Origin of the sequence: Kitasatospora sp. NRRL B-11411 (assembly GCF_000721345.1) — a bacterium.
Classification (GTDB): domain Bacteria; phylum Actinomycetota; class Actinomycetes; order Streptomycetales; family Streptomycetaceae; genus Kitasatospora; species Kitasatospora cineracea.
In genome coordinates, this window is the sequence record NZ_JOGH01000009.1 from 41,423 (window position 1) to 63,427 (window position 22,005).

Here is a 22,005-nt window from a genome sequence, read left to right on the forward strand (position 1 = left end):
GACCGCGTGCACCACCCTCCGGCCGACAGCGCCCGACTGCTGCGGTTTGCCAGCACTGCCGTCGACGTCCACCACCACACGAGCCTGCCGGACCAACTCCCTGCCTCACGAACCGAGTTGGATGCCCTCCACGCCCACTGCACGGCCTTGTTCCGGCTCGTCGACACCCACACCGCGACCACCCGGCCGCACCAGCCCGCCGAGGCCGACCAGCTCCACACCGCCCGGGTCCGCCTGTGGCAGACCGCGGACGCCCTCCACGCCGCCTACCACCGCGCGCCGCGTGCCGACGACCGCGCGCCCACCCGTGAAGCGTGCGCACTGCGACTGCCCGAGGGCGCGCCCGACCTGGGCATCTGCCAGCGCCACACCCTCGTCTCCGTCCGGATGCGGCGCGTCTGCACCCCCGCCGAGCTGCGCGGCACCCCGACCTCCTCCCGCGCCTGACAGGAGAAACCTTCCTGCGCACCTCCTCCGCCTCCCCCCTGTTCACCCCCAGCCGCTCCGACCGGGCCTCCCGACGCCAGGCCCGCCGCGACCTCGCCGCCGCACGGCGCACCGCCCGCGAAAACGCCCGCCCGCGCCGCACCCGCACCCGGCGTGAAGAGGCCGAGGAGCTACGCCCGTTCTACCCGGCCGGCGGACGCCCGGGCCCGTCCTCCCTGCGCGGAGGCAAGCTCAAGCTGCCGGCCCACCGGATGACCACCGCGACCGCCTCGGGCGCCTATCCGTTCCTCGCCGAAGGCGGCCTCGGAAGCTCCGGTGTACTGATCGGCCGCGACGTCCACGCCGAGGCGAGCTTCGTGTTCGACCCGTTCGCCCTGTACGGGAAAGTTGAAAATTTCACAAACCCGAACACGCTGGTCGCGGGCGTCATCGGTCAGGGCAAGTCCGCGCTGGCCAAGTCGATCGCGCTGCGCTCCACCGCCTTCGGGTACCGCGTCTACGTGGCGTCGGACCCCAAGGGCGAGTGGACGGGCGTCGCGCAGGCCGTAGGCGGCACGACCATCGCGCTCGGCCCCGGACTGCCAGGCCGCCTCAACCCGCTGGATGCCACCGCCGCCCCGGAAGGCATCGACGAGCAGGCGTGGGCCAGCGAGGTCCGCAAGCGCCGACTGCTGCTGCTGGGCAGTCTCGCCCGCACCGTCCTGCGCCGCGACCTGCGGCCGATGGAGTACACCGGCCTCGATGTCGCACTGGACACCGCTGTCCAGCAGGCCGCCGCCGCGGGCCGGGTTCCGCTGCTCGGCGACGTCGCCGCCGTCCTCGGTCAGCCCGACCTGCTGGACGCGGCGCTCGGAGACCCGTCCCGCCGCGTCGGCGAAGCCTCCCAGGACCTCTCCCACGCCTTCCGCCGCCTGATCACCGGCGACCTGGCCGGCATGTTCGACGCGCCGTCCACCGCCGTCTTCGATCCGCGCAGCCCGATGCTGACCATCGACCTGTCCCGGCTCGGTTCCACCGGCGACGACACGGCGCTGACCCTCGCCATGACCTGCGCGTCCGCGTGGATGGAGGCCGCGCTCAGCGACCCCAATGGCGGCAGGCGCTGGGTGATCTACGACGAGGCTTGGCGCATCATGCGGCACGCCGCGCTCCTGGAGCGGATGCAGGCCCAGTGGAAGCTCTCCCGCGGTCTCGGCATCGCGAACATGTTGATCATCCACCGGCTCAGCGACCTGCTGTCGGCCGGCGACCAGGGTTCCCGCGCACGCGCCCTGGCAGAGGGCCTGATGACCGACTGCGCGACCCGCGTCATCTACCGGCAGGAAGCCGACCAGCTCGCCGCCACCGCCGGTCTGCTCGGCCTGACCGGAGTGGAGACCTCCGCGATCTCCCAGCTCGGCCGTGGCCGCGGCCTGTGGAAGGTCGCCGGTCGCTCGTTCATCGTCCAACACCTGCTCCACAAGGCCGAGTTGGAACTGTTCGACACCGACGCCCGCATGCACGGCCCCGGGCAACTGGCGTGACACCGCTCGCCGCTGCGGCACTCCCGGCCCGGCCGCCTGCCGAGTACGTCCCGCATCCGCTCTGACCGGGGCTGCACCCAACCGACCATCCCTGCTTGGAGATTCATGCCGAACACCCTGACCCGACTGGACGAGCGGCTGGAGGCTGCCGCGGGTGACTCGCTCTCCTCCCTGGCCGCCAACGAGGCCCGTGCCGACACAGCGACCGCGAGGCTGATCGAGGCCCATCGCGCCCTGGTCGCGGCCGAGACTCGCGTCTCGTTCCTGCGCGTCAAGCTGATCAACATCGCGGCAGCGCGGCGCCGGGTGGACGACGCAGTCCTCGACCAGCTCGACGCCCAGCTGGAGGCGCTGGAGACCGCCGCCGACCAGCGCGACCGGCTGGAGGAGGAACTGCTGCTGCTCATCCAGGCCCGCGAGGACGAGGCCGAGCGGGCGGCGGCGAGCGCCCCGGCCCGAACAGTCCTGGTGGTCCAGGGCGCACCCCGGCGGCGATGACCATGCCCCACGTGGCCTTCGGCTGGGACCACGACGTGGGGGAGTTCGCCGTCATCCGGGGGCGGCACCCCCGGGCCGTCGGGGAAGTCCTCTACCAGTCGGGCTTCTGGTACCGCGCGGCCGACATCGAGCACAACGCCTGGCGCCAGCGCGCCAGCGTCGATGCGCACGACCAGATCAGGCAGGCTGCCGGCGCCGCGCGGGCCCTGGTGAAGGCCGGGGTGCAGGTGGCGAACTGGCACCGGCCGGAGCAGTCCGCGCTGGAAGTCCTGGCCCACTACGAGTGGCTCCAGTCGGCCGAGCCGTTCCCGGACGCCGACCTGGCCGCCGTGACCGCCCGCAGCACTGCGGAACTCGAGTTGCGCGCCGGGCTGGACGACCCGCTCAGCCGCGAGATCGCGGCCGATGTCCAGGACGGTCGGATCGTCGTCGAGGCGATCCAGAGGTTCGACGACGAGCACTGGTGGCTCGCCCGCCTCAGCGAACAGCTCGACCAGGCCCGGCCGTTCGTGATGATCCGCTACAACTCGCGCGACCGGAACCTGTCCGGGACCGACCGGTGGAACCCCACCTACGGGGACCTGCCGCGCAGGGACTTCCGCGCCTTCTACCAGCGCGACACCTCGCGACCGGAACCAGTCAGCCTGCGCGCCGCCGCCGCGGTCCGCGCCCCGCTGGCCCGGATGAGCGCGGCCCCGTCCACCCCGCCGCCGCACGCCTCCCCGGCCCCGCTGTCCGGGGCGCACCGCAGCCGCTGAACACCGAGCCCACGGAGCCAACTCGTGCACCACGCCGCCGAATCGAACCATCCCTCGCGCGTCACCTTCCGGCGTCTGCGGGAGGCCGGCGTCACCGCCACCACAGCCAGCCGGGACCAGGCGGTCCACCAAGCGCTGAAGGACGCCGGATTCGCACTCGGTCTACCCGCCGCTCCCGAGCGCTACTCGCTCGTGACCCGGGACGCGGAGCAGCAGAACCGCGCCGCAGACCGGGCCATCGCCGCCCTGGGCCAGCTCGGCGTAGAAATCGCCGTCCGCAACACCGCGCCCGGCCGCGCCGACGCCGCCCGCTCCGGCACCGGTCCCACCCGTGTCGTCGCCGCACCAGCGGCCTCGCCCAGTGCCCGCCAGGAACCGGCCCGGCCGACGGCGCGCCGCTGAACTTCCCCCCGTACCGCCACAGGAGTTGCGCATCAACCCCCATCACGTCGCCATCACCCGCGATCCGCAGTACGGCGTCGCCGCCTCCCTGGGCCCCGACACCGACCCGGCCGCCCGAGAGGTCCTGCTCCGCGCCGGATTCCGGCCGCTCGCTGACGGTCGCCTGACCATCGACGCCGCGCCCGACCAGCAGAACCTCTTCCTCCACGTCCGCCAGACCGTCGCCTTCCTGCGCCACAGCGGAGTCCAGGTCGAGGCCGCCGAGGAGTTCGACTACACCGCCGCCAGCCGGCCCTCGCTCCCGAGCCCCGCCCAGGCCGCCGCAGGTGCCACCGCCACCGTGCAGGCCGCCGCGCCCGCCCGGACGTCGGGCTTCGACGTCGCCATCGGCCGGCACCCCCGGCTGGGCATCGTCGCCCGCAACCTCTCCGACAGCCAGGAAGCCCGGCTCGCCTTCGCCGAGGCGGGATTCGTCCGCACCGATCCGCGCTCCGACCTGTACGCCCTGGACGAGCCGGAGTTCGAGGGAGAGCAGCGCGCCACCTCCGCCCTTCGGACCCTGCGCGACAAGGGCCTGCGCGTGGCCGCCGAACTCGACTTCGAACCGCTGGACGGCCCGTACGTGCCGACCGACCCGTTCGCCACCCGGCTCATCGCCGCCATGGACCGCACTCCGCCGTCCCCGGCGCCGAGCCCGGCTCCCGAGCGCACCGACCCGTTCGCCACCCGGCTCATCGCGCCCGAGGACCGCGCCCCTGCCCCGCCCGCTCGTGCCGCCAGCCAGTCCGACCCGTTCGGCACGGTCGTGCACACCGGGCCGAGCGCCCAGGACCGCGGTGCCGACGCGCTGCTGCACGACCGCGTGGCGATGAACAACGAGGTCGCCGCGAGCCTTCGCGCCATCAACGCCCAACTGCGTGCCGACCCGGCCGCCGTCGATTTCTCCCGCGTGGAATCCGTGATCGCCCAGGCCGACACCGTCCTCGCCGGCAACAGCCGGGACCTGGCCGCTGTCGCCGCCCGGCCCGCCGCAGCATCCGCCCGGTCAGGTCCCACCAGTCCCCGAGCCCGCGCAGCGCTCGCCACCGGAGGCCGGGTCCGCTCCAGCGCCGCGCTCCACGCGCAGAACGCCGCTTCCGCCGTCCCCGCCGTCGACCCGCGCATCCAGTGGGCCGCCGGACACTCGAACTCGCTTTAAGGAGAGCCTACTTGGCCGTCAAGAAGATCTGGGCCGTGGAGCACTCCTGCGGCCACAGCGTGGACCACGACCTGTCGGAACGCCCCGCCGACAAGCGGGCCGGCTTCGCCCGATGGCTGGCGGAACGCTCCTGCAAGGAGTGCTGGCTGGCCGAGCGCCAGTCGGACACCGCTTCCCGCGAAGCCTGGCTGGCCGAGCGACGCGCCGCCGAGCAGCAGGCCGCCACCGAGTGGGCCGCACAGTTCAGCATGCCCGACCTGGACGGCCCGCCCAAGGCGGTGCCGTGGGGCGAGCGCTGCCGCCACCAGTTGGTCACCGGCGCCTACCGAGCACTCGTCGAAGAGGGCGACCTGGCCGAGGCCGACTGGCAGGAGATCGAGGACCAGGTGCGCCTGCTCGACAAGGCGACCTGGTGGATCGACCAGCGCGACGCCGCGCCCGGCGACCTGCCCGAGCTGGTGGCCGCCGCGCACGAAGCCCGCACCACCGAGAACCCGTACTGAGCCCCGTGCCCGAGCGCCTCTTCCACTTCTTCGTCGACGCTTCGGAGCACGGCCCCTACCCCGGCCTGGTCGACCCCCGCGACACCATGGGGCTCATCGGCCCCTACTGCTCTCCCGCCTTCTCCCGGAGCACCGCCGAGCAGATCGTCGCGGACCTGCACAAGGACAACTGCGGGATGACCGCGCGCTGGGACGGCGAGATACTGACCTTCGACTGGACGCCCGACTACGACGGGGAGGGCGGCACCGAGTCCGTCACCCCGGACGAGCGCGGGCGCTACCGGATCGGCGGCCACTGGCCCTGGGACTACGACGGCCCCCTCGACGCCACCGAGCGCCACCAGGCGGCACTCGCCCGCTCGGCCGCCCGACCGACCACACCTGTGCCGCCGACCGCAGAACCCCTCACGGTCGCGGCAACCCGGCACGCCACGACCGCGCCGGGCAGGTGACCGTGCATCCGATGATCTCCCGCCACTCCTCCGCCCAGGACCTGATCGCCAGTCTGGCCGCAGCGGCAGCCAACCGGGGAGAGCCGCTGCGGCTGCTGGATGCCTGGCGGCCGGTCCCCGAACTCTCCGCGCTCGGCCAACAGGCGTTCGCCGCCGAGCTGACCGCCCACCTTCCCCGAGCGGCAAATCCGGCCCAGGCAGTGAGGTCCCGCATGGTGTGGCAGTGCACGCTGCGCACCGACCCCGACCGGCCCCCTGTTCCCGACCACCGGTTCGTCGAGGTCGCCCGGCGGATCCTGGCTGCCACCGGAATCGCCGAAGCCGGCGACCCCGGCGGCTGCCGCTGGGTCCTCATTCGAAACGACCCGCACGAGGCCCGTCTCCTGGCGCCGTTGGTGCGCGCCGACCAGAGCCTCGCCGAGACCTCTCGCGACCGCTCCCTCGCACTGGCCGTGTGCCAGCTGGCCGAGCACGAGGACCGCAACCCCCGTTCTAATGCGGCCCGTTCGGCCACCGCCCCTCGCGGGACCGTCGTCGCCGCACCACCGGCCGCCGCACCACAGGCCACAGCCCGTTCCCTGCACCGTTCCCCGTAGGAGCCCCTGTCCCCACCAACAACGCCCTCGCCCTCGTCGAGGCCGCGGTCGTACGCGCCAGCGACGCACTGCGGCAGATCGAGAAGCTCGCCCCCGAGCTGACCGCGGAGGACGCCGCCAACGTCGTTCAGTGGATCGGGCTACGGCCCGGGCCGGCCCACCAGCTCGCCGCCGCCGTGACCGCCCTCGGAAACCAGCTCGGCGCCGAGCTGGGCGACCAGCCAGAGGTGTGGGAGCCGGTCCTGGACGCGGGCGCCCGGTTCGCCGCCACCGGGTACCGCGCCGCTGCCTCTACCGCGCACGTCGCAGAAGGCCACGTCGACACAGGAGCCCGTCCCCGCGCGGCCGTCTCCGCCTCCCCAGCGATCCGGGCTGCCGGCCCGGGCCCGCAGATCCATGCCGCCCCGGCCGCCGTCGCCCCACACTCCCGGATCGTCGAACCGCCCCACCGTTGACTCAGGAGAAGCGAATACCTCCCCCAGCCGAGGACGAGTTCCTCGTCCGCCCCCGCTACCTCGCCGGAGCCGGAGAGACCAGCCGCGTGCTTCAGCCACTGGTCCACGTTCACGGTTGGCCGCTCCAGAACACCCCAGCCACCGGAAGGATCGCCGCCACCAGCCCCTGCGGCCGGATCGAGGTAGCCGCCGAGATCGCAGTGTTCCACCTGTGGCGGATCACTGTCCGGACCCACCCGGACGACGTGGAACCGCGGTGGTGGGCGACCTTCAGCAAGGAGACGCCTGCCGAGATCGTCAATGCGCTCGTCCAGGCCCTGGCCGCCGACCGGCACGTTGCCCCCGAGGAGATCGTCGCGGAGTGGCCCGGTCATCCGCCCGCCGGATGGCACCCCCTCCTCAAGGCAGGCTGGGCCGCTTCGGAGCTGACAGCCCTGCTCCTCCAAGACCAGGGCGGCACGAGCTCGATCATCGGCGCTCCCGCCGGGCCGGCCACGACGGTCGTGGACGGTGTCCGGTTCACCTCGCCCGACGGCACCGCCTCGCTGACGCACAGGCCCAAGCCGGACAGCGAGTTCGGAGAAGCGATGGGGCCCTGGATGATCGAGGTCGAGTTCGGCCCGACCTGGCAGGACCAGTGGAACGCCACTCTGTCTGCCGCGACCCCGATGCGCTACCTGAACATGCTCACCTCGGCTGTCGTCGATCCCGCCCCCGTGATCCGCACGACATCGCAGATCAGCGACGCCACTCGGACAGCCGCCGCAACTCGCCCCGCTCCGCCACCGCCACGCAACCCGCTCACCCACGTCGAGGCCGAGTTCGCCAGGACCGACCCACGCCATCCCACCCAGGGTCACCCCCACCGCTGAACAGAAAGGTCCTCGTCCTGACCGAGCCGATCGTCATCGCCCGCTTCCCGGACGCCAGCGGCAGCACCGCCAGCGCCTGGACCCAGGCCCCTGACATGGCCAGCCGCACACTGCTGGTGCGGGCGGGCTTCGCCGCCGAAGCCCCCGAACTGAGCAACCCGATCTTCACCGTCGAAGGCCACGGCCCCAGCGACACAAACCAGAGGGTCCGCCTCGCAGAGCGCATGCTCGCCGACGCCGGATACGCGCCCCGCGTGGTTCCGCCCCTTCCCCGGCAGCGCATCGAGCGGCAACCCTTCCATCCCCAGGACTGGTCCTACTTGGAGGGCCGCCTCGTCGCAGCAACCGCCCAGGCGTACACCGCGGACACCACGGAAGACGTCCACGAGATCGTCCGCCCGCTGATGGACCCGGAGTACGGCCTGATCGGGCGGATGACCGCCCTGCTGGACACCGCCGCCCAGCGGCTCACCGCGATCTCCACCGCCGACCCGGTCGCCGAACGGCGGGCCCACCTCCTGGCCGAGGCCCTGGAGAAGGCCAGCACCCAGTTGACCGCCTTCGGCTACACCGTCGCCGACGCCGACCTCGCCCCGGTCGCCGAGGAACCGGCGTCCTCCCCTCGGGTCGCCGCCGCCCTCACCCGAACCACCGCCCCCGGCAACGGCAGGGAGCCCTCGCCGGCAGCCGGCCCCGCCGCACCGGCCCGCCTCTCAAGCGCGGCCTCTCGCTGAGGCAGAAAGCCCGCCACCGACCTCAGCCAGCGGGTCCCGCCTCCGTCCGATGCGCATAGGCGAGCACCCCGTTGCCCGCGGCCATCTGACGCACCGCCGGCCCTCCTCCCGCCCGCGCTCACGCGGAAGACCAACTCCCCATCCTTGTAAGGAACCACCCCCTGCCCGCCACCCCGAAAAGCCCCTCGCAGAGTCCGGGCACCGACGCCCTCCTCTATGCCCTCATAGGTGCAGGATCCGCACTCGCCGTCTTCGGCTCGCTCGCCTGGATCGGCGGCAACACCGCCAACTCACTTACCGGCAGCGGCCCCTGGCGCGCCCCGTTCGAGCCGGTCACCGCCGCACTGCACCCCGATCAGCTCTACCCGAGCCTGTCGTCGCTGGCACTGCTGATCGCCACCCGCATCGTCCCAGGGATCACCGCGCTCGCCCTGGCGGCTACCGGCCTGTGGCTGTGGTCCCGCCACCGGAGCAAGCCCAGCGGCCTGGCGACCTCCCGCGACCTCTCCCCGCTGCTGCCCGCCGAGATCACGGCCAAGGCCCGCGACCTGCGTCCGAGTCTCGCGGACTGTAAAAGACCGAGCAATCCGCCCCGATGACAGCGGGTTGCTGCTCGGCAACCTCGCGCCGGCTGGCCCCGAGGTCCGCGCTTCCTGGGAGGACGTGTGCGTCGCCATCATGGCGCCGCGAAGCGGCAAGACCACCAGCTTGGCCGTCCCCGCGATTCTGCGTGCGCCCGGCCCTGTCCTGCTGACCAGCAACAAAGCGGCCAGGGATGCCTACACCGCGACGCTGGAGGCCCGCTGCGAGGCCGGCCGGGTCTGGACGATGGACCCGCAGGGCATCGCCCACACCCCACAGGGCATGTGGTGGGACATCTTGGCGGACGCCAAGGACCTCCCAGGTGCGCGCCGCCTGGCCGGGCACTTCGTCGCCGCGGCAGTCGACGAAAGCTCCCAGGGTGACTTCTGGAGCACCGCCGCCCAGAACACCTTGTGTGCACTCTTCCTGGCCGCCGGATGCGACGGCCGCCCCATCACGGATGTCCTGAAATGGCTTGCGGTACCTTCCAACCGCACGCCGATCGACATTCTCCGCGACCACAAGCTGCTGGCCATCGCGGACCAGCTGCAGGGCACCGTTTCAGGCGCGGTGGAGACCCGTGACGGAATTTATGAAACGGCCCGGCAGTATGCGGCGTGCCTACTCGACCCGAAGATTTCCCGGTGGGTCACCCCGAATCCCGGCCTGCCGCAGTTCAAGCCTGAAGAGTTCGTCACCGCCAAGGACACCCTCTATCTGCTGTCCAAGGACGGCGGCGGATCTGCCGGTGCCCTGATCGCCGCGGCAGCCGACTCCGTGATGCGCACCGCGGTCATCCAGGCCGAACGCGCCGGCGGGCGGCTCGACCCGCCGCTGCTGGCGATTCTCGACGAGGCCGCGAATGTCTGCAAAATTTCAGACCTCCCCGATCTCTATTCCCATCTGGGCTCGCGCGGCGTCATCCCGATCACGATTCTGCAGAGCTACCGCCAGGGCCAGAAAGTCTGGGGCGAGGCGGGCATGGACGCGATGTGGTCCGCCGCGACGGTCAAGGTCGTGGGTTCGGGAATCGATGACGCGGATTTCGCGGACAAGCTCTCGCGACTGGTCGGCGAGCACGACGTAGAAACCGTTTCGCATTCCACCTCGGAATCCGGGCGCTCCACCTCGACCAGCATGCGCCAAGAGCGCATCCTGCCGCCGGACCAGATCCGCGCACTGCGCAAGGGCACCGCCCTACTGTTCGCCACCGGTCTGCGGCCCGCCATGCTTGACCTGCGGCCCTGGTACAAGGAGCCGAGTGCCGGGGCGATCGGCAAGGCGTCCTCGCGGCAGACCGACCTCATTACCGAACGCGCGCTCGCCGCGGCGGGTGAGGCCGCATGAGTTACGCGACCGAACCCGCCAGCCGAATTTTGTCGCTCGGCGCGGGGGTGCAGTCCACGACGCTTCTCCTGCTATCGGCGATCGGAGAGCTACCGAAGCTCGACTACGCGATTTTCGCGGACACGGGCTGGGAGCCGGCAGCCGTTTACCGGCATCTGGATGAGGTGGAGCGCCGGATCGCCCGCCCCGCAAATATACCGATTCTCCGAGTCTCGTCGGGAAACATACGGGCGGACGCCCTCGACCCGGGACACCGATTCGCCTCCATGCCCTTGTACATTCTGAACAAGGACGGCAGTCCGGGAATGACGCGGCGCCAGTGTACGGGCGAATATAAGATTAAGCCGATAAAGCGCGAGGTGCGCCGCATACTCGGCTACCCTCATCCGGTCCGGGTACCGCGCGGAGTTTACGTCGAGCAGTGGATCGGGATCTCGACCGATGAATTCCACCGCGCCAAGGACTCCGACGTCAAGTACACGCGCCACAGCTTCCCCTTGATCGACCTTGGGTTGTCGCGCCAGGACTGCCTCAAGCTCCTTGCTGACCACGGATGGGAATCCACCCCGAAATCCGCTTGCCTGGGATGCCCATTTCATGGAAATTCCCAGTGGCGGCAGATCCGAGACGGATCACCGGAAGAATGGGCCGATGTCGTCGAGTTCGATGCCGCGATCCGCGAGGGAAACGCTCGGGCTAATTCGGAAGGGCGCCCGCTGCTCGGGCAGGCTTACCTGCACCGCTCCCGCCGGCCCCTCGCCGAGGCTCCGATCGACCGTCTCAGCCGCGCCGAACTCGCCGCTCTGCAGGAGCAGCTCCCGCTGGCCGAGGAGGAGCTGGAGAACGGGCCCGAGGACGGCTGCTCCCCGTTCAGCTGCCGCTCCGGCGAGGCAGTCGCGTGACTGTCCAGGCCAACGATCCCGATCTCCTCGACCGCCTGCACCGTGCTGAGCACAATGCCGAGCTGTCGGCCGTCCTGGAATCAGCGGAGGACGGTCTCCTCGCGCCGCTGCACCAGCTCCTGGAGCAAGCCGCGGAAGTCTTCCGACGGCGCGGCGACCTTCGGTCCGCCGATGCCCTCGACGCCCACGCGGCCACCATAGAGGGCGTCGGCAACGAACTCCACTACTTGGCCGAGGACTTGGCCGCCCCGGCCTACACGGGTCGTGCCATCGCCGCGAACACCACCTCGGTTCGCGCCGCCCCCGCTGCGGTCGCAGCGGCACCTGCGCCTTCGCCGGCCCCACTGCTCCGCTCGGCCCGCTCTCGCTGACCCCCTCACACCACCCGGAGGTATCCCCTGGCTCGGATCGAGTCCGTCGACCAGGCCGAGGCCCTGCGGCTGATCTGCCCCCTGCCGGATGGCTCTGTCACCGGACTGCGGCAGGTGGCCCGCCGTGGCGACATGGTTGTTACTGCTGAACTGGCGCAGACCATCCGGCAGGACACCTGGAACGGCATCCGCATCCGCGTCGTCTCCCCGTCCGCCGGCGCAGTCGACAGCAACTGGTTCGGCTTCTCGCAGTATGGCGTCTTCAACGAGAGGCACCTCGCACCGTCCGCGCGCGACGGAGGCGGCGAACTCACTCGCTACAACGCCGATTTCATGCTGGTTGTGGACGGCATCGATGCCCGCCGCCTCCGGGACGCCGTTTCCGTGTACACCGCCGCCTTCGCGCCGCCCCCCGCACCGGAGTTCACCGCCGCCGCCCATCTGGCCGCCCTGTTCAGCATGGCCCGTCGGCTCGACCACCTGGGCTCCATCAAACCGGAGACCCTGGCCGGGCGCGCCTTCGCCCACGCAGAGGTTCTTCGGGACATCGCGAGCGAGATCCATTTCGATCTGCTTCCGCTCATCGGAGAACGGCAGGCGGCCGACAGCGCGCCGGTCGAGGTGGCCGAGGGGCTCGCCGTTCTCCGCAAGCTGCGTACGACGCTGACCGCTCTCGCGCACTCTGCCGATGTGGGTGATCACCCGGACCACGGGGAGATCTTCAGGAGCCACTCGGCGAGCCTGGACGGAATCGAGCGAGAGATCACCGCCGACCTGGCGGCAGACCGCGCCGCTGCGGGGGGCGCCCGCGCCAATGCTGCGATGAGCGCCTCCGCGATCGCCCTGGCCTCGCCGTCAGCAGGCCGGTCGGCGGCCGGCACCACGGCGCTCGCCTCGGCACCGATCCGGGCGTCGGAGAGGGGGCGGCGCTGAACTACCGGTACCCCGAGATCCCGCCGCGCGACTACCGGCCGCGGCTGTCCACCGCCGGCGACCTGCACTGGCCCGACGAGAGCCCCCAGATGGGCCCGTGGACGCACGAGCAACTCGTCGCCATCGCCCACCCGTGGCCCGTGGCCTGGCTCTTCCCGCCCCGTCCCGGCGATCCCCAGCGAGTCGTCAACTTGTTCGCCGGGCCCGGCGGTTGGGAGCAGGGGCTGCGAGTCCTGGACCCTTCGGGGTTCGACGTGGTCGGTGTCGAGATCGGCTGGGACGCCTCCGCGACCGCAGTGGCGGCCGGGCACCGACGCATCGTCGCCGACGTCCGAACCCTCGATCCGATCCACCCCGCGCTGCGGTACGTCGAGGGACTCACCGTCAGCGCGCCGTGCCAGGTCTGGTCCCCGGCCGGCAAACGTGAAGGCCACCAGGAACGCAACATCGAGTTGCTGCTGGACACCTTCACCATGGCGTGCGAAGCGAGCTTCGGGCACTACCACGACACCGGGGAGTGCGAGTCCGCCGATACCTGCGGCATCTGCTCCGACCCCGAGTGGGACGGCTACAGCGGCTTCACCGGCCCGTTGCTGACCTTCGAGGAGGCCCGTTCCCTGGTGCCGCAGATGAGCGACGAGCGCATCGGCCTGATCGCCGAGTCGCTGATCTGGTCGCTCGCGCTCACCGCCCGCTACGACAACCTCCGCTGGATGGCGATGGAGCAGAGCAGCGCGCTGCCGGAGGTGGTGCTGGACGCCATCTCGGAGGAGCTGCAGATCGCCGACTGGTGCTCGGCCGACTACCAGGTCCTGGATGCCGCCGATGTCGGCGTGGCCGCCCACCGGCGGCGTGTCTACCTCGTGGCCGGCCGCCACCACTACGTCAACCTGCAGGCGATGCAGCCCTCCGAGCCGGTCCCCGGGCGCACCCTCGCCGAGGCACTCGGCTGGCCGGCGGGTGTGCGGGTCAACACCCGCGGAACCAGGCGGACGTCCGGCGGCAACGAGTTCTCGGCCGACCGCACCGCACCGGGCACCACCAGCAAGATTCGCGGCTGGTACTGGGCCGACGACAAGGACCGCAAGTACACGGTGCCGGAGGCGGCCCTCACCGTCGCCATGCCGGCCGACTACCCGTGGACGGGCTCCCGTTCGTCCGCCTGCCAGCAACTCGCGGACATCGTGATCCCCACCGAGGCCGCCCGTGTGGTGGGCGGCGCGATCCTGCGCAAGGAATGGGAACAGCCCGTTTCCAGCTACCTGGAGACGATCTACAGCCCGCAGAGCGTGGCCCTGGCAGCACCGGCCGCCGCCGAACCCGCGTCGCCCCGGGCGACTGCGGCCACCTCCACCGGCACCGCCCAGGTGCAGATGCTCCCCGGCTTCGACGACTTCTTCGTGAGCGCCGCGCCCAACCCCCGCAGCCGTGCCGCCCGCCCCCGGTAGCACTGCCCTCGCCCGGCCCCAGCCGCACGCCGGGGCCGGGCCGCCCCACCCCCACTGCCACTTCGGAGACCACCATCGACCGCACACCCGAGCACCCGCCCGCCGTACCCGACCGGTTCTCCGGCCCCGGCACCTGGGCCGCCTACCAGGCTGCACTCTCTCGCTACGCCGCCCGCCGGGCCGCCGTCCAACAAGCGCTCGACACCAGCAGCCAGGTCGAGACCGTCCGGCCCCCGCACTCGCCCGGTCCCCGCAGCGCACGACGTTGAGACTTCCCTTCGCGCGACCACGAACGACATTGATCTGCAACGGACTTGCTCACCATGACCCACTCTCTGCCGCCCTCCGCTGCGACGGCAACACCCGGCCTCGGCGCAGCCAGCGTCCCGCTGCCCGTCGCACGGATCGACGGACGCTGGTACCTGGCCGCCGGCCACGGTCACCTCTCGATCGACGACCGCGCCCTCACCCGCGACCTGGAAACGCTCGCCACGCTCCTGGCCCCCGCCACCTCGCCCGGACGGCACCCGTGAGCGTCGACAGCCCCGGCCTGAGCCCCCAGTTGGAGGCCGAGCAGGCCGTGCTGGGCGCCTGCCTCCTCGTCCCCTCACAACTGGCCTCGCTGCGAGCCTGGTTGGAGCCGCGCCACTTCCTGCGCCCCGCCCACGGCCAGTTCTTCGCAGTGATGCTCGCCCAGCTCGACGAGGCGGCACTCCCAGCCACCGGCGAACAGCGCCGCAACTGGGCGCTGCGGGCGTTGGACACCGGCGTACGCACCATTCCCGGCTTCAGCGCCAGCTACGGGCAGTCGCTGATCTCGGCGTGCCCGATCGCCGCGCACGCCACCGCATACGGGCGGATGGTGCTGGAGACCGCTGTGCGTCGCTCCCTGGAGCAGCACGCCCACCGGCTGCTGGCCGCCGCCGAGGGCGGCTCCGTGAGGACCACGGTCGCCCTGACGGCCTCGCTGCACACAGTGATCGACCAGCTCACGACGGCGTGGGGCACGATCGACGTCCGGTCGACAAAGCCTCTGCCAGAGCCGGATACCCGCACAGGTCTGCTGGCCGGCCGCGCCGCCGAGAGCGCCCACGACAACGAGCGCATGCTGCTGGCCTCCTTGGTCGCGTCTCCGACGCGAATCAGCGAGATCACCTCCTGGCTGAGCGGCGGCGACTTCCTGTCCCCTTCGCACCGAGCCGTCTACCAGGCCCTGGCTGCCCTCACGCACCGTGGCGAACCCGTAGACGAGCTCACCGCCCTCTGGGAGGTACAGCGGCGTGGCGCCCTGGCCGACGGAACGACCACGGTCGAGGAAGTGCGGACCCTGGTGGCGACGGGCATGCCGGGCGATCCGGGCTACTGGGCCGAGCGGGTCCTACGGGCTTCGCTCCTGCGGACTTCGGCCACTTCAGCAGGGATCGTGCGCGTCCTGGCGCTGGACGCCGCCGTCTCCGCCGGCACCCTCCTCGGCGACTCGCTACGCGCGCTGGAACCCGCCGACCGCCTCCAGCAACGTCATCGCGCCGCCCTCAACGCCCCCGCCTCGGACCGTCGCGGCCCAGTGGTCCTGGGCGTCCGACGCCAGGCCGCCACCCGCACCGCCGGCACAGCCGACCGGCCCTCCCGCCCGCCGATCGAGCCCTCCCCGCACCGGCGCTGACCTACGAGCGAATGCCCATGCCCCTACCTGCTTCCAACTCCCGCGCCTCCCAGCGCCTGCGAGCTGCCGCCGACCAAACCGAGGTGCTGGAGAACGCGCTGCCCCGCGCCTACCGCGAAGAGGGCGTACCCGACCTGGCCGAACTGGCTGTCCACGCGGACGCTATCGACGATCACCGCCGCGCCGTCCTGGACACCGCCGTCGTCCTGGCCACGCGCCCGCACCCAGCCGCCGCCGAACGGACCGAGACCCGGGCCCTGACCGTCGCAGCCGAACGGCTCGCCCGCGCAGGCGCGTCCATCGGGCGTGCCGCCACGATGGCCGCACGGCTGCACGAGGTCGACGGCGTCGGCGGCCAAGCCGCCGAGGAGACCCGGGAGCGCGCCACCCGGCACGTCCACCACTCTCTCTCCCACACCCGCATCGCCCTGCGAGAGGCCATCGAGCAACTGCGTTACGAAGCAGAGCGGTTGTCTCTCACGGCACCCACCGGGCGCAACCCCGCCGCCGTAGCGCGGTCGACCGCTCGCGGTGCCCGCGTCATCGCTGCACCTTCCCCTCGGCCCGCCGACCTGCAGCAGCACGCGGCCGGCCGACGCCGCTGAACCCGGAGACACCCTGACCAGCACGCCCCCTGCCGCCATCCGCGACATGAGCACCGTCGCCGGGATGCTCCGCCTACTTGGCCGCGTCACCGCCGCGCCTCCTGGGCCAGGACAGCTCGCTCCCGACCCCGCCGCCGTATCGGAACGCATGGCCCAAGCCCTCGCGTTCCAGCGCCAGTGCGCCGACAACGCGCGCCGCTGCCGAAGGTCGAGCGACTCCAACCCGGCGTTGGCCGGCGCCTACACGGCAGCGGCCGTCCGCGCCGCCACGATCACCCGGCACCTGGGCGTCGCGTTCGACCTCTCGGTCAAGTGCGCCCTGACCGAGCGCGGCGCACCACGCAGTGCAGCCGAGTCGCTGCACCAGCGCCGCCACAGGGCAGCAGTGGCGGCGCTGGCCGAAGCGGAGAAGGAAGCCGACCGCGGGCACCAGGAAGTCCTCGGCTTCGTCACCACCGACACCGCAGAAGCTCCCGTTCCCCGGCCTGTCGCCCAGCCCGCGCCCCGGAAGCACCGGTGAACGTGGACCAGTACGAGGTCGGCCGTCTCCTGCGGACCATGGCGACCGACACCCGCAAGGCCGCGCTTGGCGGGGTGCCGCCCACCGAACCGGTCGACGTCGCGGAGCAGCTCCAGGACGTCCTCGCCCTGCAGCAGCAAGCCGCCGCCAACGCCGCCCGATTCAACCAGACGTCCCCCGAACAGCCCGCGTCCCGTACCGGTGCCCTCGTGTTCGCTTGGGCCGCTGCCAGGCTGGGCCTGGTCGGCGCGGTTCTCGGGGAGACCCTGGAGGCCGCCGCCCACCTCTCCGACGCCAGTGCCGCCTCCCTCAACACCCGGCAGCTCGACGCCCTGGAGAGCGTGGTCAGGTGGGGGCTGGAGAGCACTCGGTCGGGCCTGCACGCGCTGTCGGCCGACCTCCGCACCGTCAGCACCGCGATCACCACGGGCCCGCCCTGGCCGAAGGTGCCGCTACCCGCTGCGGCTGTCGCCCTCGCCGACTCGTCCTCACCGAAACCTGCGCCGATGCCCCCGGCCGCCGGCGAGCACGAACCTCGCCCTCGCGCAGCACGGCGGCGGACCCCGCATCTGCTGATCGTCGCCGCCCCGCCCGCTGCGGCCCCGGGCACCCCCGCCGCGTCCGCGACCGTTCTGCCATTCCGCCGTCCCTGACCGGCAGCCGCCGCGCCGGTCACCGCCCCACGTACGGAGCCCACCACGCCCGCCCCCGAACCCGCGCCGGCCCTCGGCGACTACCAGGAGCGCCTTCGCCGCGTCGCCGACCAGGCCGAAGACCTCGCCGAGAAGCTGCCCGGCCCCTTCGCCACCGACCCCGGTGTCCCGGACGCCCGCATCGTCGCCCAGCAGCTCAGCGACCTCCAGCTCGTTCAGGCCATCACGCTCGGCGCAGCCGACTACGCCAACCGCATTCCGCTCGACCCCTCCGCCACCAGCGCCGCACGGCTGACCGCCATCGCCCTCGCCCGTGCCCACAGCCGGGTCACGGAGGCGGCCCGCCACCTGGCGCACCTGTTCCAGCACTCCGTCACCGCAGACGTGTGGGCTGTTCCCGACGCACAGCCGGTCGACCCCCGCCAGGTCTACTTCGCCGCCCGGCACCAACTCGGCGCCGCAGCAAGGGAGCTGCGGATCGAGGCCGACCGCCTCCCCTCCGTCGGCGTCTCGCACCTGCCCGCACAGGCCCGCCAGCACGCAGCGGTGAGCCTGCCGCAGCGGCTGCGTCGCGCTCTCACCCGCCGCTCGGCCGAGCCTGCCCCCATCGCCGCCCTTCCCCGCAGCGCTGCCAAGCTGCGCCGCTGAAACCGAGGCCCCGCCATGACCTACACCACCCCTGTCGAACTGCAGTCGCAGTGGCTGCACGGCACCGCCAACGACCTGCACGCCTTCCGCGAAGAGCTGTGGCGCCTCTACACCTACCGGGACCCCCAGAGCGCCCGCCTCGGCGCGGTGCTGGAGGGAATGACCCAGGTGCAGGAGACGCTGCTGTCCAACACCACCGATGAGTACGACACCGTCGCGCCCGATTCGACCAAGCCCTCGGACATCGCCTGGCGGCGGTGCACCGTCGCGTACGCCTACGCCGGGCTGCTGACTGCCAAGGCGATCGTGCGCCTGCAGCCCGCCCTCGTCTCCGCCACCCTCACCCGGCTGACGCCTGGCCCCGCCTACGCCTCGCGGCACCGCCTGGCGTACTTCAAGTCGCTGTCCGCCGGATGGGAGGTCCTCGACGAGGCCGTCTGGAAGCTGCGGGAGGTCGCGGAGAACCTGACCGCCTCCGAAGAGCCCGCCCTGCTCAAGGCGTTCACGGGCGACGCCGCCGTCCGCATGGTCCGCTCGGCCGCGGTGACCGCCAAGCCCGCCGAGCCGGACACCGCACGCACGGCGGCCGGGCCGGGTGCCGTGGTCGTCGCGGCGCCGCCCAGCCGTGCTGCGAGCGCCCGAACCGGGGCGCGCCGATGAGCGCGCCCAACCGCGGGGGGCCGCGGATCGGGTCGATGTGCTCGGGGTTCGGCGGCCTGGACATGGGGGTGCAGGCCGTGCTCGGCGGCGAGGTGGTCTGGCACGCCGAGATGAACCTCTCCGCCGCGCAGATCCTGGCTCACCACTGGCCTAGAGACGCCAAATTTCGGTGATATCACCGCAGTTGACTGGTCGTCGGTCCCCTCGGTCGACGTCCTGACGGCGGGCTTCCCCTGCCAGGACCTGTCGGTCGCCGGCAAGCGCGCCGGCCTGATGGAGGGCACCCGCTCCGGACTGTGGCTGACCATCGCCAGCGCGATCGAGGTCCTTAAGCCGAAGTTGGTGATCATTGAAAATGTACGCGGAATCCTCAGCGCAGCCGCTGCCTCGCCAGCCGATGGCGACCTGGAGTGCGGCTGGTGCGATCTGGGAGACGGCGGAGGTGAGCCTCCTCTGCGGGCACTCGGCGCGGTACTCGGAAGTCTGGCCAACCTCGGGATGGATGCGCGATGGACGGTGCTATCCGCGGCAGCCGTCGGTGCCCCTCATCGCAGGGAGCGTCTCTTCCTCGTGGCCTGGCCCGGCGGCTCCGGGGCTGCCGACGCCGCGGGCGCGCGATGCGAAGGGCCCGGATGCCTGGCGGGCGGACCTGGGGCACACGGTGGCGTTGCTCAAGACGCCGACCTCCAACTTGGGGCAGATCGGCGGCAGTCAGCACCCGGACAAGCGCCGCTCGGGCGGGCACGGCCCGAACTTGTCGGACGAGGTGGAGCACCTGTTGCTGCCCACTCCGAAGGCGTCGGACGGGACGCACGGGGGCCCGAACTCCCGTGGCTCCAAGGGCGATCTGACTCTTCCCTCGGCGGCGGCGCAGTTGCTGCCGACGCCGCGGGCCTCGGACACGGGGACGCCGGGGAGGCGGGCGGGGCAGGGGTTTCGGCAGCCGCTGTCGGCGGTGCTGCTGCCGCTGTGGGACAGGATTCTGGAGGAGTGAGCCGGTGGGGACCGTACGCCTCGGCCGTCGCCCGGTGGGAGCGTGTCACCCGGCCGGCCCCGGAGCCCGTCGACGGAAACGGTCGCCTCGCCCCGGAGTTCGTCGAGTGGATCATGGGGCTCGACGCCGGTCACGTCACCGGCGTTCCCGGCCTGTCCCGGTCGGCCCAGCTGACCGCCCTCGGCAACGGAGTGGTCCGCCAGCAGGCAGCTGCGGCAATGCAGTTGCTCGATGCCCCCGGCCTCCTCGCCGCCGCGTGCTGCGGCGGGCGGCGGTGAGGAGGTGGTGCTTATACCTCATGATCGGCCGGATGCGTCCGGCCGATCGCGGCGGAACCTTGTCTCACGCCCCGCAACCGCACCGAAAGGCCCCTTCCTCCCTTGACCGCACCCGAGCCCGCCGAGGGCGCCGAGCCGAACTCCGGCTACAGCGACGCCCAGATCGAGGCCCTGTCCGCGAAGCTGACGGCCCTGGCGGCCGGCTTCGACGCTCAGGCCGAACAGCTGGCCACCATGTCGACCGCACTGGAGCCCGAGGACGACGGCGCCGCCGCCGAGCCCATGTTCATCGTCGCCTTCGAGGACCCGGCCTACTACAAAAGAGGTCGAACTCATGGTTCCGTGGGTCGACGAGATCTTCACGAAGATCTACGGACCCGAAACCACGGCGTCGCGGCCGTGGTGCGTGCGCTGGCCTGAGCACCCGGAGGCCGTGGCCCGGCTGCACGCCCTGTGGCTGGCCTGGCAGGCCGCGATCGATCCCGAGTCCGGGGCGAACGGCCCCAGCGCCTGGCAGCGCGACCATCTCGAGCCGGCGCTGATGAAGCTGCGCGCCGCCGACGGCCCCTTCGGCGCGTGCACCAGCTCCGGCGGCCACGTCAGCCACCGCCTGCTGGAGCACCCGGCGCTGACCGACCCCGACTCCCTTACTCCTTTCCCCTCGACCTGACCGGAGGCCGACATGCCCGACCTCAGTCTGCCCCAGTGGCAGCCCGCGGACAGCGCCTCCGCCCGCGCCCAGCAGCACTTCCTGGAGGCCGAAGAGGTCTATGACCTCCTCATCGAGACCGACCCTGCAGAACCCGACGGCCCCGAGCCCGGCAGCGACAACTTCCTGCTGTTCGAGAACCTCGACGCCTACGAAGAGAACGCCAACCCCGCGCTCGGCGCCCATCTGCACTACGGCACCGACGGCACCTTCACCCTGGCCACCCGCCCGGCTCCCACCTTCGCCATGGCGGCGGCGTGGCTGGTCGCCCGCGGCGCCGACCCGGGTGCCTTCCTCCACCGCGCCGGCCACGGCGGCACCCCGGCCGACGAGCGCAGTGCCGCCGTCGCCGCCCGCTTCATCACCGACCACGCCCGGTACGAGCAGGTCGAGCACAGCGTCGAGCCGGGCGAGACGTGGGTGATGCTGCGTGACACCACCTCTGCCGGTGCCGCCCGCCCGTACCTGCTGCAGGTGGAGACCGGCGACCCGGACCGCGGGTACACCCTGCGCGAGGGCAGCTTCGCCAGCCCGCAGGAGGTCCAGCAGTGGCTGGAGACCCGGCGCACCGCGCTGCCGCCCGTCGCCCAGGGCGAGGTCACCGTCGTCTACAGCCCGCAGGCCCTGGCAGCACGCGCCCGCACCACCGCATCGTCCGCCAAGAGCACCTCTACCGAGGCTGCCCTCGCCCCCGTCCCGGTGTCGGCCGGACGGCGGGCCGTGCGGTGAGCGAGCAGCGGCCGAGCAGTCCTCCGGTGGGCTTCTCCGCCCACCCGGAGGCGCTCGCCGACCTCCTCGACGCGCCCGCAGACGTTCGGGACCTCGCGCTGGAGTACCTCGACCGGCTGCTGCGCGCCGAGGTCCGAGGACCTCTGCTGGACCAACAGGGCGACCGCGACCTGCGCGGAGCCCGCAAGCTCTACCTCGACGAACGCAACGCCTACCGGCTCGTCTACACCGAGCAGCGCGCACCGGGCAACCCACGCCGACTGCTCGGCATCCACCTCGTCGCCGTCGGGCGGCGCTACAACATCGAGGTCTACAAGACGGCGGCCGAGCGGCTCAAGCAGGTTGCGGCTCAGGAGGTTCCGCGTCCGGGCATGCCGGCTCGGTTCCAGGCCGCCCTCGCCTCCTCCGTCTCCCGGCCCTCCCCGGCCCGGGCCATCGCGACCACCCCGGGCGCGGTGCCGCCCACCGTGGTCGCCGCTCCTCCTGCCGCCGTTCGGCGCTGATCCCGACACAACCCCACTGCCA

Annotated in this window: 29 protein-coding genes and 2 pseudogenes; all 31 read left to right on the forward strand. The window is 72.1% G+C overall.

Annotated elements, in window-relative coordinates:
* The first annotated feature begins 6 nt into the window (after positions 1-6).
* Positions 7-447, forward strand: a complete 441-nt coding sequence (locus tag IH44_RS0106505) for a DUF6238 family protein (protein ID WP_030458446.1) — start codon at positions 7-9, stop codon at positions 445-447.
* Complete coding sequence (locus IH44_RS0106510; RefSeq protein WP_030458447.1) at positions 444-1,970, forward strand: ATP-binding protein; 1,527 nt, start codon at positions 444-446, stop codon at positions 1,968-1,970. Before IH44_RS0106505 ends, IH44_RS0106510 begins: the two co-directional genes overlap by 4 nt.
* 105 nt (positions 1,971-2,075) lie before the next feature.
* Positions 2,076-2,468, forward strand: a complete 393-nt coding sequence (locus IH44_RS0106515; protein ID WP_051816610.1) for a hypothetical protein — start codon at positions 2,076-2,078, stop codon at positions 2,466-2,468.
* Complete coding sequence (locus IH44_RS46250; protein ID WP_157852134.1) at positions 2,465-3,226, forward strand: hypothetical protein; 762 nt, start codon at positions 2,465-2,467, stop codon at positions 3,224-3,226. Before IH44_RS0106515 ends, IH44_RS46250 begins: the two co-directional genes overlap by 4 nt.
* 24 nt (positions 3,227-3,250) lie before the next feature.
* Positions 3,251-3,628, forward strand: coding sequence for a hypothetical protein (locus IH44_RS0106525; RefSeq protein WP_030458450.1), 378 nt, complete (start codon positions 3,251-3,253; stop codon positions 3,626-3,628).
* 25 nt (positions 3,629-3,653) lie between these two features.
* Positions 3,654-4,826 carry a hypothetical protein gene (locus tag IH44_RS0106530; RefSeq protein WP_030458451.1) on the forward strand — a complete coding sequence of 391 codons (1,173 nt, stop codon included), beginning with the start codon at positions 3,654-3,656 and terminating at the stop codon, positions 4,824-4,826.
* A gap of 11 nt (positions 4,827-4,837) precedes the next feature.
* Positions 4,838-5,329 carry a hypothetical protein gene (locus IH44_RS0106535; RefSeq protein ID WP_030458452.1) on the forward strand — a complete coding sequence of 164 codons (492 nt, stop codon included), beginning with the start codon at positions 4,838-4,840 and terminating at the stop codon, positions 5,327-5,329.
* Between the two features lie 5 nt (positions 5,330-5,334).
* Complete coding sequence (locus tag IH44_RS42410) at positions 5,335-5,781, forward strand: hypothetical protein (RefSeq protein ID WP_030458453.1); 447 nt, start codon at positions 5,335-5,337, stop codon at positions 5,779-5,781.
* Positions 5,782-5,792: 11 nt separating this feature from the next.
* Entirely contained in the window at positions 5,793-6,377 is a 585-nt protein-coding gene (locus tag IH44_RS0106545) for a hypothetical protein (protein WP_030458454.1), read from the forward strand.
* Positions 6,378-6,918: 541 nt separating this feature from the next.
* Complete coding sequence (locus IH44_RS47145) at positions 6,919-7,704, forward strand: DUF317 domain-containing protein (protein WP_030458455.1); 786 nt, start codon at positions 6,919-6,921, stop codon at positions 7,702-7,704.
* Positions 7,705-7,799: 95 nt separating this feature from the next.
* Positions 7,800-8,438 (forward strand): hypothetical protein, encoded by a 639-nt coding sequence (locus IH44_RS0106560; protein WP_030458456.1) that lies wholly within the window; start codon positions 7,800-7,802, stop codon positions 8,436-8,438.
* A gap of 161 nt (positions 8,439-8,599) precedes the next feature.
* Positions 8,600-10,367: pseudogene (locus tag IH44_RS40625) on the forward strand (type IV secretory system conjugative DNA transfer family protein).
* The gene (locus tag IH44_RS0106570) at positions 10,364-11,269 is read left to right on the forward strand and encodes a hypothetical protein (RefSeq protein WP_030458457.1); all 906 of its coding nucleotides are present in this window, start codon (positions 10,364-10,366) and stop codon (positions 11,267-11,269) included. Before IH44_RS40625 ends, IH44_RS0106570 begins: the two are co-directional and overlap by 4 nt.
* Positions 11,266-11,640 (forward strand): hypothetical protein, encoded by a 375-nt coding sequence (locus IH44_RS0106575; RefSeq protein WP_030458458.1) that lies wholly within the window; start codon positions 11,266-11,268, stop codon positions 11,638-11,640. The genes IH44_RS0106570 and IH44_RS0106575 overlap by 4 nt, the downstream gene beginning before the upstream one ends.
* 114 nt (positions 11,641-11,754) lie before the next feature.
* Positions 11,755-12,573 (forward strand): hypothetical protein, encoded by an 819-nt coding sequence (locus IH44_RS0106580; RefSeq protein ID WP_030458459.1) that lies wholly within the window; start codon positions 11,755-11,757, stop codon positions 12,571-12,573.
* An 89-nt stretch (positions 12,574-12,662) separates the two neighbouring features.
* Entirely contained in the window at positions 12,663-14,021 is a 1,359-nt protein-coding gene (locus tag IH44_RS0106585) for a DNA cytosine methyltransferase (RefSeq protein WP_030458460.1), read from the forward strand.
* Between the two features lie 323 nt (positions 14,022-14,344).
* Positions 14,345-14,554, forward strand: a complete 210-nt coding sequence (locus IH44_RS47150) for a hypothetical protein (RefSeq protein WP_030458461.1) — start codon at positions 14,345-14,347, stop codon at positions 14,552-14,554.
* Positions 14,551-15,684, forward strand: a complete 1,134-nt coding sequence (locus IH44_RS40630) for a DnaB-like helicase N-terminal domain-containing protein (RefSeq protein WP_051816611.1) — start codon at positions 14,551-14,553, stop codon at positions 15,682-15,684. Before IH44_RS47150 ends, IH44_RS40630 begins: the two co-directional genes overlap by 4 nt.
* A 17-nt stretch (positions 15,685-15,701) precedes the next feature.
* Positions 15,702-16,289 carry a hypothetical protein gene (locus IH44_RS46255; RefSeq protein WP_157852136.1) on the forward strand — a complete coding sequence of 196 codons (588 nt, stop codon included), beginning with the start codon at positions 15,702-15,704 and terminating at the stop codon, positions 16,287-16,289.
* Positions 16,290-16,437: 148 nt separating this feature from the next.
* Complete coding sequence (locus IH44_RS0106600; protein ID WP_030458462.1) at positions 16,438-16,809, forward strand: hypothetical protein; 372 nt, start codon at positions 16,438-16,440, stop codon at positions 16,807-16,809.
* Positions 16,806-17,462, forward strand: coding sequence for a hypothetical protein (locus tag IH44_RS0106605; RefSeq protein ID WP_030458463.1), 657 nt, complete (start codon positions 16,806-16,808; stop codon positions 17,460-17,462). The genes IH44_RS0106600 and IH44_RS0106605 overlap by 4 nt, the downstream gene beginning before the upstream one ends.
* A gap of 384 nt (positions 17,463-17,846) precedes the next feature.
* Complete coding sequence (locus IH44_RS0106610; protein ID WP_030458464.1) at positions 17,847-18,110, forward strand: hypothetical protein; 264 nt, start codon at positions 17,847-17,849, stop codon at positions 18,108-18,110.
* Positions 18,111-18,125: 15 nt separating this feature from the next.
* On the forward strand, positions 18,126-18,770 hold the full coding sequence (locus IH44_RS42420; RefSeq protein ID WP_030458465.1) for a hypothetical protein: 645 nt from the start codon (positions 18,126-18,128) through the stop codon (positions 18,768-18,770).
* A complete protein-coding gene (locus IH44_RS47155; protein ID WP_198544953.1) occupies positions 18,767-18,943 on the forward strand; it encodes a DNA cytosine methyltransferase in 177 nt (58 codons plus the stop codon). Before IH44_RS42420 ends, IH44_RS47155 begins: the two co-directional genes overlap by 4 nt.
* Before the next feature lie 43 nt (positions 18,944-18,986).
* Positions 18,987-19,286, forward strand: a pseudogene (locus IH44_RS47700) (DNA cytosine methyltransferase); the annotation flags it as partial.
* A gap of 145 nt (positions 19,287-19,431) precedes the next feature.
* On the forward strand, positions 19,432-19,764 hold the full coding sequence (locus IH44_RS47705) for a hypothetical protein (protein ID WP_232794841.1): 333 nt from the start codon (positions 19,432-19,434) through the stop codon (positions 19,762-19,764).
* On the forward strand, positions 19,761-20,042 hold the full coding sequence (locus IH44_RS47710) for a hypothetical protein (RefSeq protein ID WP_232794842.1): 282 nt from the start codon (positions 19,761-19,763) through the stop codon (positions 20,040-20,042). Before IH44_RS47705 ends, IH44_RS47710 begins: the two co-directional genes overlap by 4 nt.
* Before the next feature lie 102 nt (positions 20,043-20,144).
* Positions 20,145-20,462 (forward strand): hypothetical protein, encoded by a 318-nt coding sequence (locus IH44_RS46260; protein ID WP_051816615.1) that lies wholly within the window; start codon positions 20,145-20,147, stop codon positions 20,460-20,462.
* A complete protein-coding gene (locus tag IH44_RS40650; RefSeq protein WP_081966753.1) occupies positions 20,377-20,712 on the forward strand; it encodes a DUF4913 domain-containing protein in 336 nt (111 codons plus the stop codon). Before IH44_RS46260 ends, IH44_RS40650 begins: the two co-directional genes overlap by 86 nt.
* Positions 20,713-20,724: 12 nt before the next feature.
* The gene (locus tag IH44_RS0106630; RefSeq protein WP_030458466.1) at positions 20,725-21,480 is read left to right on the forward strand and encodes a hypothetical protein; all 756 of its coding nucleotides are present in this window, start codon (positions 20,725-20,727) and stop codon (positions 21,478-21,480) included.
* On the forward strand, positions 21,477-21,983 hold the full coding sequence (locus IH44_RS0106635) for a hypothetical protein (protein ID WP_157852138.1): 507 nt from the start codon (positions 21,477-21,479) through the stop codon (positions 21,981-21,983). Before IH44_RS0106630 ends, IH44_RS0106635 begins: the two co-directional genes overlap by 4 nt.
* Positions 21,984-22,005: the final 22 nt, after the last annotated feature.

Excerpts from the sequence above, each read along its gene's own strand:
- IH44_RS46255 (WP_157852136.1), top strand. The coding sequence starts at position 15,702 with ATGCCCCTACCTGCTTCCAACTCCCGCGCCTCCCAGCGCCTGCGAGCT.
- IH44_RS0106585 (WP_030458460.1), top strand. The coding sequence starts at position 12,663 with ATGGGCCCGTGGACGCACGAGCAACTCGTCGCCATCGCCCACCCGTGG.
- IH44_RS47150 (WP_030458461.1), top strand. The coding sequence starts at position 14,345 with ATGACCCACTCTCTGCCGCCCTCCGCTGCGACGGCAACACCCGGCCTC.
- IH44_RS0106515 (WP_051816610.1), top strand. The coding sequence starts at position 2,076 with ATGCCGAACACCCTGACCCGACTGGACGAGCGGCTGGAGGCTGCCGCG.
- IH44_RS47155 (WP_198544953.1), top strand. The coding sequence starts at position 18,767 with ATGAGCGCGCCCAACCGCGGGGGGCCGCGGATCGGGTCGATGTGCTCG.
- IH44_RS46250 (WP_157852134.1), top strand. The coding sequence starts at position 2,465 with ATGACCATGCCCCACGTGGCCTTCGGCTGGGACCACGACGTGGGGGAG.
- IH44_RS0106630 (WP_030458466.1), top strand. The coding sequence starts at position 20,725 with ATGCCCGACCTCAGTCTGCCCCAGTGGCAGCCCGCGGACAGCGCCTCC.
- IH44_RS0106570 (WP_030458457.1), top strand. The coding sequence starts at position 10,364 with ATGAGTTACGCGACCGAACCCGCCAGCCGAATTTTGTCGCTCGGCGCG.
- IH44_RS0106600 (WP_030458462.1), top strand. The coding sequence starts at position 16,438 with ATGGCCCAAGCCCTCGCGTTCCAGCGCCAGTGCGCCGACAACGCGCGC.
- IH44_RS0106545 (WP_030458454.1), top strand. The coding sequence starts at position 5,793 with ATGATCTCCCGCCACTCCTCCGCCCAGGACCTGATCGCCAGTCTGGCC.
- IH44_RS42420 (WP_030458465.1), top strand. The coding sequence starts at position 18,126 with ATGACCTACACCACCCCTGTCGAACTGCAGTCGCAGTGGCTGCACGGC.
- IH44_RS40650 (WP_081966753.1), top strand. The coding sequence starts at position 20,377 with ATGGTTCCGTGGGTCGACGAGATCTTCACGAAGATCTACGGACCCGAA.
- IH44_RS0106560 (WP_030458456.1), top strand. The coding sequence starts at position 7,800 with ATGGCCAGCCGCACACTGCTGGTGCGGGCGGGCTTCGCCGCCGAAGCC.